Origin of the sequence: Rhizorhabdus antheiae (assembly GCF_049889055.1) — a bacterium.
Lineage (GTDB): Bacteria > Pseudomonadota > Alphaproteobacteria > Sphingomonadales > Sphingomonadaceae > Rhizorhabdus.
In genome coordinates, this window is the sequence record NZ_JBLTWO010000005.1 from 181,282 (window position 1) to 195,064 (window position 13,783).

14 protein-coding genes are annotated in these 13,783 nt (G+C 64.9%); 8 read left to right on the plus strand and 6 right to left on the minus strand.

Going from position 1 to position 13,783, the window contains the following annotated elements:
* Positions 1–2 precede the first annotated feature (2 nt).
* The 3 genes from ACNI3R_RS11765 (at position 3) to ACNI3R_RS11775 (ending at position 1,233) form a co-directional block, all read left to right on the plus strand.
* Complete coding sequence (locus tag ACNI3R_RS11765; protein ID WP_426183477.1) at positions 3–569, plus strand: flagella basal body P-ring formation protein FlgA; 567 nt, start codon at positions 3–5, stop codon at positions 567–569.
* A gap of 71 nt (positions 570–640) precedes the next feature.
* Positions 641–919, plus strand: a complete 279-nt coding sequence (gene flgM, locus ACNI3R_RS11770; protein ID WP_426183479.1) for a flagellar biosynthesis anti-sigma factor FlgM — start codon at positions 641–643, stop codon at positions 917–919.
* A complete protein-coding gene (locus ACNI3R_RS11775) occupies positions 916–1,233 on the plus strand; it encodes a hypothetical protein (protein WP_426183481.1) in 318 nt (105 codons plus the stop codon). Before flgM ends, ACNI3R_RS11775 begins: the two co-directional genes overlap by 4 nt.
* Here the strand turns inward: ACNI3R_RS11775 and ACNI3R_RS11780 are convergent.
* Positions 1,230–1,940 carry a Crp/Fnr family transcriptional regulator gene (locus ACNI3R_RS11780; RefSeq protein ID WP_426183483.1) on the minus strand — a complete coding sequence of 237 codons (711 nt, stop codon included), beginning with the start codon at positions 1,938–1,940 and terminating at the stop codon, positions 1,230–1,232. The two genes, ACNI3R_RS11775 and ACNI3R_RS11780, sit on opposite strands and share 4 nt — an antisense overlap.
* Positions 1,941–2,247: 307 nt before the next feature.
* On the opposite strand from ACNI3R_RS11780, the gene ACNI3R_RS11785 reads away from it, so the two are divergent.
* Together ACNI3R_RS11785 and ACNI3R_RS11790 are read left to right on the plus strand one after the other, a co-directional pair.
* Entirely contained in the window at positions 2,248–2,739 is a 492-nt protein-coding gene (locus ACNI3R_RS11785; protein ID WP_426183485.1) for a biliverdin-producing heme oxygenase, read from the plus strand.
* A 3-nt stretch (positions 2,740–2,742) separates the two neighbouring features.
* Positions 2,743–5,325, plus strand: coding sequence for an HWE histidine kinase domain-containing protein (locus ACNI3R_RS11790; RefSeq protein WP_426183487.1), 2,583 nt, complete (start codon positions 2,743–2,745; stop codon positions 5,323–5,325).
* 277 nt (positions 5,326–5,602) lie between these two features.
* Here ACNI3R_RS11790 and ACNI3R_RS11795 read toward each other — a convergent pair whose 3' ends face one another.
* Complete coding sequence (locus tag ACNI3R_RS11795) at positions 5,603–5,914, minus strand: hypothetical protein (RefSeq protein WP_426183489.1); 312 nt, start codon at positions 5,912–5,914, stop codon at positions 5,603–5,605.
* A 294-nt stretch (positions 5,915–6,208) separates the two neighbouring features.
* Here ACNI3R_RS11795 and flhA point away from each other — a divergent pair, with 294 nt between their 5' ends.
* Genes flhA through ACNI3R_RS11810 form a run of 3 tightly spaced genes read left to right on the plus strand, consistent with a single transcriptional unit; the run spans position 6,209 to position 9,931 of the window.
* The gene (flhA, locus tag ACNI3R_RS11800) at positions 6,209–8,356 is read left to right on the plus strand and encodes a flagellar biosynthesis protein FlhA (RefSeq protein WP_426183491.1); all 2,148 of its coding nucleotides are present in this window, start codon (positions 6,209–6,211) and stop codon (positions 8,354–8,356) included.
* The gene (locus tag ACNI3R_RS11805; protein ID WP_426183493.1) at positions 8,353–9,210 is read left to right on the plus strand and encodes a MinD/ParA family ATP-binding protein; all 858 of its coding nucleotides are present in this window, start codon (positions 8,353–8,355) and stop codon (positions 9,208–9,210) included. Before flhA ends, ACNI3R_RS11805 begins: the two co-directional genes overlap by 4 nt.
* 16 nt (positions 9,211–9,226) lie before the next feature.
* Positions 9,227–9,931, plus strand: coding sequence for a sigma-70 family RNA polymerase sigma factor (locus ACNI3R_RS11810; protein ID WP_426183687.1), 705 nt, complete (start codon positions 9,227–9,229; stop codon positions 9,929–9,931).
* A gap of 3 nt (positions 9,932–9,934) precedes the next feature.
* Here ACNI3R_RS11810 and ACNI3R_RS11815 read toward each other — a convergent pair whose 3' ends face one another.
* The 4 genes from ACNI3R_RS11815 to ACNI3R_RS11830 all read right to left on the minus strand — a co-directional run bounded on the left by ACNI3R_RS11815 (position 9,935) and on the right by ACNI3R_RS11830 (position 13,486).
* Entirely contained in the window at positions 9,935–10,363 is a 429-nt protein-coding gene (locus ACNI3R_RS11815; protein WP_426183495.1) for a GlcG/HbpS family heme-binding protein, read from the minus strand.
* A 71-nt stretch (positions 10,364–10,434) separates the two neighbouring features.
* Positions 10,435–11,310, minus strand: a complete 876-nt coding sequence (locus ACNI3R_RS11820) for a hypothetical protein (protein WP_426183497.1) — start codon at positions 11,308–11,310, stop codon at positions 10,435–10,437.
* Positions 11,311–11,419: 109 nt separating this feature from the next.
* The gene (locus ACNI3R_RS11825; protein WP_426183499.1) at positions 11,420–12,244 is read right to left on the minus strand and encodes a flagellin N-terminal helical domain-containing protein; all 825 of its coding nucleotides are present in this window, start codon (positions 12,242–12,244) and stop codon (positions 11,420–11,422) included.
* A gap of 417 nt (positions 12,245–12,661) precedes the next feature.
* Positions 12,662–13,486 carry a flagellin N-terminal helical domain-containing protein gene (locus tag ACNI3R_RS11830; protein ID WP_426183501.1) on the minus strand — a complete coding sequence of 275 codons (825 nt, stop codon included), beginning with the start codon at positions 13,484–13,486 and terminating at the stop codon, positions 12,662–12,664.
* Positions 13,487–13,783: the final 297 nt, after the last annotated feature.

Sequence of the window (13,783 nt, forward strand, 5' to 3'; positions counted from 1 at the left end):
CCATGAACCGGAAAACCACCGCTTCCCGCACGCTGCACCGCCTGGCCCTGGCCTTGGCCTGCGCCGTTGCATCTGCCGCAGCCGGAGCGCAGACCGCATTGCCGCCTGCGCAGAATCTCGACACGCTCGAGCGGATGGTTGTCGCGGCACTCGGCGCCGACGTCGGCCAGGTCGGTGGTCCGCTGGCTCCTCTCGACCGGCGGATGCGGCTCGCCGACTGCGGTGCGGCCGTTCAGATCGATCCGCCGAGCATCGGCGCAGTCACCGTCCGCTGCCCGGCATTGGGCTGGCGGCTGCGCGTTCCTCTCGCCCGCTCGGTGACGGCCGTCGCGCCTCGGGCCGGTGCGCAGACCGCCCAGACCGCATCGCTCCCGTCCAGCGCCGTCCGGCGCGGAGACCCCGTCAAGCTGCTGGCAGTGGGTGAGAGCTATTCGATCAGCATCGACGCCACGGCGATGGAAGACGCCGATATCGGTGGCAGGGTAAGGGTTTCGACGGCAGCCAAGGGATCGACCTTGTTCGCCGAGGTGATCGACGTCGGTCGCGTTCGCTTGCTCGGATTTAAATAATTTGGAAACCTGTCGTTATACTGGACAGAGGTGAAATCCCGGGCATCGCGCCCTGAGTGAAAGGACAAGTCATGATCAATGGGGTAGGACCGGCCAGCCCGACCCGCATCGGTCAGGTCAAGGACGACAAGGTCGCATCGGTATCGCCGACGCAGCCGACGGCTCCCGTCGCCAGCACGCCGGACATGGCGCCATCGCTGGTGAAGGCGCTTGCGGAAGCCGGCCCGCCGATCAACAGCGAGAAGATCCAGGCTATTCGTCAGGCTATCGCCAACGGGCAATATCCGATCGACGCGAAAGCCATCGCTGCCAAGATGATCGCACTCGACCTGCCCAAAGGCGTGGCGTGAGCCAAGCCCTCGTCGATGCTCTTGCCGCATCGAGCGCCGCCCTGGTTGCGGCGCTCGATGCGCAGGATGTCGACGCCATCGAAAAGACTTTGCCCGATCTCACCGCCCGTGTGGCGGAAATGAAAGCGCGGGGCGCGTGGGCCCCCTCGCCGCGCCTCAAGCAGAGCCTGCTCGCCGCTCTGCAGATCGTGGACGGCGCCCGCTTCAGGGTGCGCTATCTCGCCGACCGCAACCAGCAGCATATCGATATGCTCGCCGAGGCCGCCGGCCGCTTCGACTGCACGCCAGCCACCTACAGCCGCAACCCGCGCTAGACTGCGCGCCGGAATCGGTCCGCTGCCGTGGGATGGGTCCCGGCCAGCACCGTGTCGAAATGGCGTTCGACCAGCCCGTTGCACTGGCAGGCCAATCCCTCCAGCCGTTCCGCATCGATCACCTTGATCACGCCGCGACGCACCGTGATCAGGTCGAGCGCCTTGAACCGCCCGACCACCCGGCTGACATAGCTCCGCCCCACGCCCATGATCGAGGCGAGTTGCTCCTGCGTCATCGTGATCTCGTTGCTGCCGGTTCGGGCAACCGCCGCACAGAGCCACTTCGCCGCCCGCTGCTCGATCATGTGGTTCGCGTTGCACGCTACCGACTGAAAGACCTGAGCCAGCAGACAATCGGCATAGCGCGCGAACAGCCGGCTGATCGATGGGGAGCGATCCTTGGCCCGTTCGAGATCGCTGGTCGAAATCGACAGAAAGGGTCCGCCGTGCAGTACCCCGGTGCGCGCGAATGCCGGCAGATGGCCACTGCTCACGATCCCGCCGACCGCGCCTTCCCGGCCGATCATGGCAGTTTCCACCGCATTGCCGTCTTCGAGCATCACCATGAAGGATGCGACCGAGGACCCGCAGGGAAAATAGCAGCGCTGGATGACGTCGCCGGGTTCGTAGAGGACATGCCCGGTGCGCAGGATGCACTCGCTAAGGCTCTCGGCAAGCAGCTGTCGGTCAACAGACTGCAGATTCATCAATAGGTTGCTTCCGTCGAGCAGCATAGATCCTCGTTACGCACAGGATTTCACTTTTTGTCGGAACCCGCACCCCCGCAGGAAAGTTCCTCCTATGTGCACTTGTGGGCAGACAGACGTTTCGGTCATGCTATGCTATAATTCGAGACAAGCTGCCTTGGGCAATCGCCTCGCACATTGCACAAGGTAGCGTTCGCATGTTCCGTAAAGTCAATTCGTGAGGGCGCCATCTGTCGGCGTTGGGCCGAAACTTAGTCAGGGGTTGCGTGAATATTTGCGGGATGGTTCCCGGGATGCTCATGCAGCTGTGGACGCCACCTTCGGCTTGCTCGATCTGAGCCGACGCGACGATTATCGGAGGTTCCTCGCGGCGCATTACATGGCCGCCTTGTCCCTCCAACCGCTCCTGGCCGGCTTTGCGGAGCGGCACTTGAAGATGACAGCGCCGGACTATTCGGCGCTTCTGGAAGACGATCTGGCAGGACTTGGGGTGAAGCCGGAGCAGCTTCCGCACCTCACCCTCGACATGCCTGACGAGCCCGCAGCCAGTTATGTGCTCATTGGCTCCCGCCTCGGCATGTCGATGATCAGGCGGCAAGGTTATTGGGGCGCGGCCACAGGTCGGCCCTCCGCCTATATGGAGGATGATAGGGGTATCGTCGTCTGGCGGCGACTACTGACGTGGTTTGCGGAGCAACGCATGAACCCGGAAGTTGCCGCCGAGACGCTCGAGGCAGCACGACGCTGCTTCGATCTTTTTAGAAGCGCCTTTGCCATGAGCGAGGGCGTGAAGGGCTGATTTATGGCTACGGCGATCTCTCAACAGGAACTGGACCTTGCCTATTGCAACCGCGAGCCGATCCAGTTCATCGGCCGGATTCAGAGCTTTGGCTGGCTGATCGCCTTTTCGAGCGACTGGATCATCACCCATGCCTCGGCCAACTCCCGCATCCTGACCGGTGCGGAGGCGCTCGACATGGTCGGGCGTCCGGCGAGCGAGTATATCGATCCGCGCGCGCTTCACGACGTCAGGGGGCGGCTGCAGATCCTGGCCAGCGCCGAGTCCGTGGACCGGCTGTTCGAGGTCGATCTGGTCGGAGACGGCCGGACCTTCGACATCGCGGTCTATCGATCCGACCGATCGTTCGTGCTCGAAATCGAGCCCAGCGAATCCGGACGGCTTCGGGATCTGGTCAGCTATGTGCGGCCGATGGTCGCCCGGATGCGCCAGTCGAAGACGATCGAGGAACTGTGCCAGTCGGGCGCACGCCATCTGCGCGCCCTCACCGGCTTCGACCGCGTCAAGGTCTATCGTTTCGACCAGAACAAGAGCGGCCAGGTCATCGCCGAGTGGCGCGCCCCCGGCATGGACAGCTATCTGGGTCTGCGCTTCCCGGCGACGGACATCCCCTCCCAGGCACGGGCGCTCTACGCCAAGAACATGCTCCGCATCATCGTCGATGTCGATGACAGGACGGTCGAGGTCCTTCCGGAAATCAGCCCCGAAGGCAATCCGCTCGACCTGACGATGAGCGGCATCCGCGCCGTTTCGCCGATCCATATCGAATATCTCAAGAATATGGGCGTCAAGGCGTCGATGTCGGTATCGATCATGAAGCGGGGAGAATTGTGGGGGCTGTTTGCCTGCCACCACTACAAGCCGCTCCGCCTGCCCTATTCGGTCCGGACCGCCGCCGAGCTCTTCGGCGAGTTCTTCTCTTATATCCTCGAACAGAGCGAGAGCGATGCCGTCCACGTCCGACAGACGCGCGCGCGCCAGATCCACGACGAGATCATGGCCCGCGTCGCGCGCGGCCATTCGCTGGGCGACACGCTCAACGACTTTGCGACGACGATCGCGGAGGTCATTCCCTATGACGGCATGGCGGCCTGGATCGACGGCGAATATCGCTCTGTCGGTATCGCGCCCACGCGCGAGGAATTCGAGCCCCTGTCGCGCTTCCTCAACACGGCGGCATCGAGCACGATCTGGTCGACCGACAAGCTCTCGGCCGCATTCCCGCCAGCAGCAGCCTATGTCGACCGTTGTTCGGGCCTGCTTGCCTTGCCGGTCTCCCGCGTGCCGCGCGACTATATCGTCCTGTTCCGCCGGGAGCATGTCCACGAAGTGAACTGGGCGGGCAATCCGGAGAAGGCGGCGGAGCTCGTCGATGGCGACAGCCGCATCCATCCGCGCAAGAGCTTTGACCTGTGGAAGCAGGAACGGCGCGGCCATTCGCGCCCTTGGGAAGAGGATGAGATCGCGATCGCGCAGAGCCTGCGGGTCACGCTGCTCGAAGTCGTGCTCCAGCTGGCGGACGCCGCGCATCGCGACCGCGCACAGGCTCAGAAGCGCCAGGAATTCCTGATCGCCGAACTGAACCACCGCGTTCGCAACATCCTCAATCTCGTCCGCGGCCTGGTCACCCAGAGCGCGTCGGGCAGCGACTCGATCGAAGACTTTGCCGAGATCGTCGGCAAACGCATCTACGCGCTCGCCAGGGCGCATGATCAGGTCACGCAGGCCAACTGGTCTCCCGCCTCGCTCTACGCGCTGATCCGTACCGAATGCCGCGCCTATGCCGATGGCGATGCCGAACGCGTCTTCCTGCGCGGACCCGACGCGATGCTGACGCCGAGCGCCTTCACCTCGCTGGCTCTGGTCGTCCACGAGCTGATGACCAACAGCTCCAAATATGGGGCATTGAGCAATGAGGAGGGCCGCGTCGAGATCGCCATGTCGCGCTCGGCCGACGACAGCCTGACGATGAACTGGGTCGAACGCGGCGGTCCGACGGTCGTACCTCCCACACGGAGCGGGTTCGGGTCGACGATCATCGCGCACACCGTGCCCCATGAGCTGGGCGGCACGGCAGAGATCGACTTCCGGCCCGAAGGCTTCGTGGCGCGCTTTTCGCTGCCGCGTGGCGCTATCGCCGAGTTCGCTCACCCGCAGGCTGCAGCGCCCTGCGCGACCGTCACGCAGCTTCACCCACGATCGCAGGCCGAAAAGCAGGCCGAAAAGCAGGCTCTGGGGATCGCGATGGTGGTCGAGGACAATGTGGTGATCGCGCTCGAAGCCGAGCAGATGCTGCTCGATCTTGGCTTCTCGGCGGTCCACGTCTGCGGCTCAGCCCGGCAGGCATTGGCGATATTGGAGGAGGGCGAGGTCGCGTTCGCCTTGCTCGACGTCCATCTGGGCGAGGGCGAGACCAGCGAGCCGATCGCGGCCCTGCTCGCGCGGCGAAGCGTTCCTTATGCGATCGTCAGCGGCCTCGGCGAGCAATCGGCGATTGCAGACGGCTTTGCCGGAGCACCGCTGGTGACGAAGCCCTATCTTCGGTCCGACATCGAGCGGCTGCTAGGTTCGGTGATCCTGCGCTGACACGCACTACCGTCAGCCAGAGCATTTTCAAGTTGACCGGATTCGGTCAACGGCTCGGAAAATCCGCGCATCAGAAGACAAGAGCTTATTCACCCACCGTGAACACGCTCCTGGCGGCGGGAATCTCGGGCCGATTGCGGGGCCGCTAGCCTGCGGGCTCACCCGATAGCGGCCATCTGGTCGGCCAGCGTTCCGTTGGCACGACGCCCGCAATGCTCGCACCCCACGGCGCGGCGACGGTCCAGCAAGGCAGTGGACAAGGTCCGTACGTCCCGGACTATCGGCGTGACACGCAAAGATCCGGCAGGGCAGGCAGCAAGATCGCCCCGTGGCGCAGTGCCACAGGCAGCAGCCTGTCGCGTTCCCCCAGAACCATGATCGAGCCCGCCATCCGGCCAAGGCCGACGATGCGGACGTCGTCGCGATGACCGAGCCAGATCAAGGGCGACGCACTGCCCAGCGGCACCACCAGCATCGGGCCGGATGCCGGTGGGGACAGTGCTAGCGCCACCACAGCGGCGACGACCGCGATACATTGCAGGACCAGAGCGACAACCGACGTTTCGCTGCGTTTGATCGATTCGGACATCGGGTTCTCGGATTTTGCCCGCCCCTTCTGACCCTAAAGCTTTGTAATCGGGTTAATGCGCGGGCGTCTGGCGCAACAATCACCATATGTCGGCCTGCTGCCGCTGCGGACAACACCTGTCGCGGGGCAAAAGCCGGCAGCGGGGAATCGTGCCTAACGCTAAATTAACCATGTTGGCCGCACTGATCGCCTTGCATTCCCGCGAAGGCGATTGAGAGTCCCATGGCGAACGACAGGAAAACCGCCGAAAATCAGAGCAACGGGCGCCGATTCCGTGCCGGGGACCGCTGAGTCATGGCGGGTGCCACTCCGATGACGCGCAAGCTGTGGGCGATGACGGGACGCAATGCGATCCTGCCCATGGCGACGCTCATGCTCGTCGGGCTGATGGTCATTCCGGTGCCGGCCTTCGTCCTCGACATCGGCTTCATCGCCAACATCATGATCTCGCTGGCGGTACTGATGGTGGCGTTGAACGCCGCCAAGCCGCTCGACTTCTCCGCGTTCCCGACGGTCCTACTGTTCGCGACGCTGTTCCGCCTGTCGCTGAACGTCGCATCGACCCGCGTCGTCCTCGTCGACGGCCATAACGGCCCGGCGGCAGCCGGACATGTGATCGAGAGCTTCGGCAACTTCCTGATCGGCGGCGACTATGCCGTCGGTCTGTTCGTGTTCGGCATCCTGATGGTGATCAACCTGGTCGTCATCACCAAGGGCGCCGGCCGCGTGTCCGAAGTGTCGGCCCGCTTCACCCTCGACGCGATGCCCGGCAAGCAGATGGCGATCGACGCCGACCTCAATGCCGGCCTGCTGACTCCCGAAGAAGCGAAGGCGCGCCGCCAGGAAGTCGCCACCGAGGCCGACTTCTATGGCTCGATGGACGGCGCGTCCAAGTTCGTGAAGGGCGACGCCGTCGCCGGCGTGCTGATCCTCGTGATCAACATCTTGGGCGGGCTGATCCTCGGCACGCTGAGCCACGACCTCTCGCTGTCGGACGCCGCCTCGACCTATATCATCCTGGCGATCGGCGACGCGCTCGTCGCGCAGGTGCCGGCGCTGCTGCTCTCGATCGCAGCCGCCGCCATCGTCACCCGCGTGTCCTCGCCGCTCGACCTGCCGGGCCAGATCAGCAGCCAGTTCGGCTCCGCCCGCGCCTGGGCACCGGTCGCCGCGATCCTGACCATCCTGGGTGTCGTTCCCGGCATGCCCCACTTCATGCTGCTCGCCGCCGCCGGGCTCGCAGGCTTCGCCGCCTGGAAGCTCTCCAAGGCGAAGAAGGTCCAGGAAGCCCGCGAGACGGCCGTTGCAGAAGCCGCCAAGGCCCCTGCCCCGCTCGCGCCGAACAGCATCGACTGGAACGAGATTTCGGACGGCTCCGCGCTGGGCCTCGAAATGGGGTACGGCCTGGTCGGCCTGGTCGACGAGCGCAAGGGCGCGCCGCTGATGAGCCGGATCACGGGCATCCGCCGCCAGTTGTCGCGCGAACTCGGCTTCGTCGTGCCGCTCGTCCGCGTCCGCGACAATCTCAACCTGCCGCCCAACACCTACCGCATCACCGTTGCCGGCGTGATCGTCGGCGAAGACGAATGCTATCCCGACCAGCTGCTCGCACTCGACAGCGGTGATCTCGACGGCCGCGTCGAGGGCCGCGAGTGCCGCGATCCGAGCTTCGGGCTCGAGGCGGTCTGGATCGCGCCGGACAAGCGCAGCGAAGCGATCGTCGCGGGCTATACCGTCGTCGACCCCGCCACCGTCATCGCCACCCATCTCAACCAGATGATCATGGCGACCTGTGCCGACCTGTTCGGCATGGACGAGGCCCAGCATCTGCTCGACACGCTCAAGGACTCCGCACCGCAGCTCGTGGCCGGCCTGACCCCGCAGCCGCTGACGTTGTCGCAGATCGCCGCCGCCGGCCGCGCGCTGCTCGCGGAAGGCGTGCCGCTGCGCGACTTCCGCCGCATCGCCGAGGCGATGGTGGACGCCGCCGGCCAGTCGAACGACGGCATCGCGCTGGTCGAGAATATCCGGTCACGGATAGGTGCGCTGATCGTGCAGACGCTCGTGCCGGTGAAGATGCCGCTGCCGGTCATCACTCTCGATGCCGGCCTGGAATCCTTGCTGGCACAGGCCGTGCGCACCTCGCCGGGCGCAACCCACCCATTCGAACCCGCACTCGCCAACCGGATCGTCGGCGCAGTATCGGAGGCGGCCCAGCCGCTCGTCAACGGCGCCGTCCGCTTCGCCATCGTAACCTCCCCCATCGCGCGCCGCGCGCTGGCGAGACTTCTCAAGCCGCATCTGCCCGAGACCCCCGTCATGTCCTTTCTGGAGATCCCGGACGGCAAGGCGGTCGAAGTCGCCGCGGTGGTCGGCGGTGGACCCGCTAACAACAGCAGTGCCGGTGCCCTGAGCGCCCGGCCCATGGAGACAGCCGAATGAGCTTCACCTGGCCCCGAGTGTCGGACCTCCCCGGCTCCGCCGCACATGCGCGCAGCGCCCGGGTGATCAGCATCGCCTGCGGCCGCAGCGGTGTCGGCAAGACCACGATCGCGGCGAACCTCGCTTTGTCGCTGTCCAAGATGCACCGCCGCGCGATGCTGGTCGACTGCGACCCCGGCCCGACCGACGCGACCCGCACGATGGGCTTCAACCCGCGCGAGTCGATCGACGACGTGATCGGCGGTCGCCTGACGATCGACGAGATCGTCGTCGACGGCCCAGAGGCGCTGTTCGTCGTTCCTGCCGGCCCCACCGATCGCGCCGGCCGGGTCGACCTCGCTGCCCGGCTCAAGCTCGCCGACGCTTTCCGCCCCCATCGCCGCTCGCTCGACTTCGTGATCGTCGACACGCCGGGCAGCGCCGACCCCGACACGCTCGACATGATCGCCTCGGCGGATCTGCCGATCGTCGTTCTGGCGCCGGACTCGGACCGCTTCATGGACGCCTATGGCACCGTCAAGCTGCTCGCGACCGACCATGGCGTGCGAGACATCGCGGTCGTCACCAACCGCATCACCGACGAGGCGATGGGCCGCGAGCTGTTCCGCCGCTTCCGTGCGGTCGCCGGGCGCTTCCTCGATCGCACCACGCTGAGCTATCTCGGCGGCATCCCGACCGACGAACGCGTGCTTACCGCCGCTGCCCGCCGTCGTCTCGTCGTCGATCAATATCCGCACGCCCGCGCATCGCAGGCGATGGGCCATCTGTCGCGGACGATCGACACGCTGGATATCCCCGCAATGGCCGGGGGCGACAGCTTCTTCGGGATGGAGGCCGTGCTTCGTGGGGGCTGAACCTGCCATCAACGAGATGCAAGTCTATGGGCGCGTCCCCAAGAAGACGCGTCAGGAGGACCTTGTCCGGTCCCATATGCAGCTCGTCCGCAAGATCGCCTGGCATGTCCATGGCCGGGTTTCCTCGGCGATCGACGTCGAGGATCTGATCCAGATCGGGATGATCGCTCTGGTCGAGGCGGCCAACGGCTATGAGGATCGCGGCCACGCCTTCTCGACCTATGCGTCGATGCGCGTCCGCGGGGCGATGATCGATCACCTTCGCCGTCATGCGTCGATGAGCCGTTCGGCCATGGTCAAGCGGCGCGAGATGCTCAAGGCCAAGGCCGATTTCGAAAAGAGCCACGGCCGCAGCCCCAGCGAGTCCGAACTCGCCCAGGCGATGGGCCTCGACGGCGCGGCGCTGCGCGCATTGATCGACGAGACCGCCGCGACCTATCAGGAGACGATCGACGAAGTCTATTCGGACCAGTCGATGTGGTTCGCCGATGTCGAGGAGCGCGTCGACCAGTCGATCGAGCGCGAGGAACTTGCGGCCGCCCTGGCCGAACACATCTCCGCGCTGCCCGAGCGCGAGGCCAGCGTGCTGCAGCTCTATTTCGTTGAGGAGATGAACCTCGAGGAAATCGGGCAAACGCTCGGCATCGGTGCCGCCCGCGTCTGCCAGATCAAGAAGGCCGCGCTCGACAAGCTGCGCTCCTCGCTCCGAGAATGGCGCTGAGCCTCAGCCCTGGGGCCTGAGCCCCGCCGCTGCGATCCCCGCCATCGCGGCAAGCTCGTCACTGTCGGACGTATCGCCGGTCACGCCGACCGCGCCGATCGGCAGCCCTGCACCGTCGACCACGATCACGCCGCCGGCTGCGGGTACCATTCCCTGGGACGCCATAGACGCCAGACTGGCCACGAAGGTTGGCCGTTCGACCGCCATAGTCCCCACCACCCGCGAAGACACACCCAGCGCGAGGGCGCCGGCCGCCTTGCCGATCGCGATCTGTGCGCGCATATTCGATGCACCGTCCGCACGGGCGAAACTGATCAGATGGCCACCCGCATAGAGCACTGCCACGCTGAGCGGTTTCAGGCCCAGTTCGCCGCCCTTCGCCATCGCGCCGGCGATGATCCTGCTGGCATGTTCGAGGGAAATCCGGCTCATCGGGCAACTCCATTGGAGGACTGTTCGCGCGTCGGACTAGTCCTGGCGCGCGACGTCGTCCAGCCGGCGGCTCAATGGGCCTGGCGTGCGGCCATCGCCTCGATCCGTTCGAGCTTCATGCCGACTTCCTGGAAGCGGCTGTTGGTCGCCATCTGGCTCTCGCGCACCGCCTGAACGAACTCGCGAACCGGATCGCGCTGGATCAGACCGGCCTGAAGCGCCTCCATCCGGTGCTGCAGTTCCTCGCTGGTCACCGGGGCGCTCGCCAACTGGGCCTGCTGCGCCTTGAGCAGCTCGATCTGCTTGTCACGGACGAGCTGGAGATCGGCGATCAGCTTGTTGGCCTGCTCCAGCTGATGCTGCCGCTCCCGCGCATCGGCAACGACAAGGCTCGCCGAAGACACGACCCGCTCGGCTATGATCAGGCCAGCCGCCGACACGACGCTCGACAGCAGGCCAAGGCCGATCGCCACTTTGGTCCACAGTCCAGCTCGAGCGCCCGCGCGGACGGGCGGGGCAGCTTCGGCTTGGCCGTCGGCAGGCGCTGGCATCGTGACGGGTGGCGCGATCGGCGGCAGTTGGGTCACCAGCGCGTCGATATCGGGCAAGGCGTCCACCGCCATGGTCGGCGAGCGCTCCTCCTCCGCAAAGGCTATGCCGGGAGAAACGACCAGCGCAGGCGAAACGAAGCTCGGACCCGGCACCGGTGCCGCATCGACCGGCGCCACTACGGCCGCTGCGGCAGGCGGGACCACCGGCTCGGCGGCAACGGCGGCCGATGCCATGCTTTCCGCCACAAGCTGGTCGAGGTCGATACCACCCAGGTCGGCAGGCGCAGCATTGGCGGCGTTGTCTTCCTGGCTCTGGCTGATGCTGGTTTCCAGATCCTCGAGCGCCTTGAGCGCTGCGTCGAAGCCGTTGTCGCTGGAAGAGGAAGTGGCGTCCATCGATCGATGTCCCGTGGCGAAGGCCTGAGAAAGAAGAAGGCCCCCGGCGCGGGGAAAATTGCGCCGGGGGCCCGCTGAGACGGCCGGAGGTGTTTAGGCCGTCCCGAACTTAACGCAGGAGGCTCAGAACGCTCTGGCCGCTCTGGTTCGCCTGAGCGAGCATCGCGGTCGAGGCCTGCTGCAGAATCTGCGACTTGGCGAGCGCGGCCGATTCCGTGGAGTAGTCGGTATCCTCGATCCGCGAGCGGGCCTCGGACATGTTGTTGACGTTCGCGGTCAGCACGTTGACGGCGGCGTCGAGACGGCTCTGGATCGCACCAATGCCGGCACGGACCGTGTTGACCTGGATGAGGGCATCATCGGCCTTCGTGATCGCTGCGGATGCATTCGTCGCGGTGTCGACCTTGACGGTGCTGACATAGGCCGCTGCCACCTTGTCGAGGCCGCTGATCGAGATCGACGTGGTGTCGCCCGAATTCACGCCGGTCTGGATCGAGAAGCTGGTCGCCGTCGAGGTGGCCGAGAACAGCGTGTTGCCGTTGAACTTGGTCTTGGTGACGACATCGGTGATCTGCGACTGGAGCGCGGCGACTTCGGTCTGCAGATTGTCACGGTCGCTCGACTGGTAGGTGCCGTTCGAGCCCTGAACCGCAAGCTCGCGGACACGCTGCAGCATGTTGCTGACTTCGCCCAGCGCACCTTCGGCGGTCTGCGCCAGCGAGATGCCGTCATTGGCGTTGCGGATCGCGACGGACATGCCGCGGATCGTCGAGGTCATGGACGAAGCGATCGCCATGCCGGCGGCGTCGTCGCGAGCGGTGTTGATACGCTTGCCGCTCGACAGACGGTCCATTGCCGTCGCCTGCTGCTGAGCCGCGAGACGACCGGCGTTCTGCGCCCGCAGAGACGAAGAGTTGGTGTTGATGACAGCCATTGAGTTAATCCTTCCGCTACTACTCGGCGTGCCGGTCTACTGCACCGTCCTCGCCACGATCGGAATAACGACCCACCAAAACCTTGCTTAAGGAACAAAGATGGTTAAGCTAGATTAACCCTAATTTTTCTGATTAAGCTCGGATTATTCAAATTGACCGATACAATAATACTTGTCCGATCGAGAAAGAACGTCGAAGTCACATCCTATTTTGAAGCGATCGACATCGAGAACGCGCTATTTGGCGCGATGATTAGCGCCGGACTTACCCGAGACTGTGCCAGGACGATGAGCGGCCAGCCACTCCTGCGCGCCGGTGCAGAGTATCTCGACGTCAGCCGGACGCGCTGAATGCCAAAGCGCCCCCCGCTGCTTTCGCAACGGGGGGCGCCTCGGCCAGCAACTTATAGGAAGCTGTTACTTGAGCAGGCTGAGCACGTTCTGCTGGCTCTGATTGGCCTGGGCCAGCATCGCCGTGGAAGCCTGCGAGAGGATCTGGGACTTGGCGAGGGCCGCCGATTCCACCGAGAAGTCGGTGTCCTCGATCCGCGAGCGGGCTTCGGACAGGTTGTTGACGTTCGCGGTCAGCACGTTGACGCTCGCCTCGAGGCGGTTCTGGCTCGCACCGAGGCTCGCCCGGACCGTGTTGATCTGCGCCAGCGCCTCGTCGGTCTTCGTGATCGTCGTGCCGGCGTTGGCGGCGGTGTCGACCTTGACCGTGCTGACATAGGCCGCAGCCACCTTGTCGAGGCCACCGACCGAGATCGAGGTGGTGTCGCCCGAGTTCACGCCGGTCTGGATGGCGAAGCTGGTCGCCGTCGAGGTGGCCGAGAACAACGTGTTGCCGTTGAACTTGGTCTTGGTGACGACGTCCGTGATCTGCGACTGGAGCGAGGCGACTTCGGTCTGGATGTTGTCGCGGTCACCCGACTGGTAAGTGCCGTTCGCTGCCTGCACCGCCAGTTCGCGGATGCGCTGCAGCATGTTGTTGACCTCGCCCAGCGCACCTTCGGCGGTCTGCGCCAGAGAGATGCCGTCATTGGCGTTGCGGATGGCGACGCCCATGCCGCGGATCGAGGATGTCATCGAGGAAGCGATGGCGAGACCGGCTGCGTCGTCCTTGGCCGAGTTGATGCGCTTGCCGCTCGACAGCCGCTCCATCGCGGTAGCCTGCATCTGAGCAGCCATGCGACCGGCGTTCTGAGCACGAAGCGAAGAGATGTTGGTGTTGATGACGGTCATTGGATCAGTCCTTATCCTGGTCAAAGGGGCGATGATCCGGTGCTGGCCGTTCTCGCCTCGATCCCATTAACGGCCGTGCTTACCCCCACTTTAACCAGGAAAGTTCACCACACTCGATTTTTGCCCAAGATCGAACCTATCTATCTGATATAGAACGATATAAATTTTGCACTTTTCGCCTTAAGCCGCTCTCGACCCGCCCGCCGTCGCGGGAAAGGGCATCGGAGCAGGGTAAATCACCCGGCAGCTCCACGGCAATTTCTTGCCGCACTAGACCAAAGGCTTATGCCGGCTTCG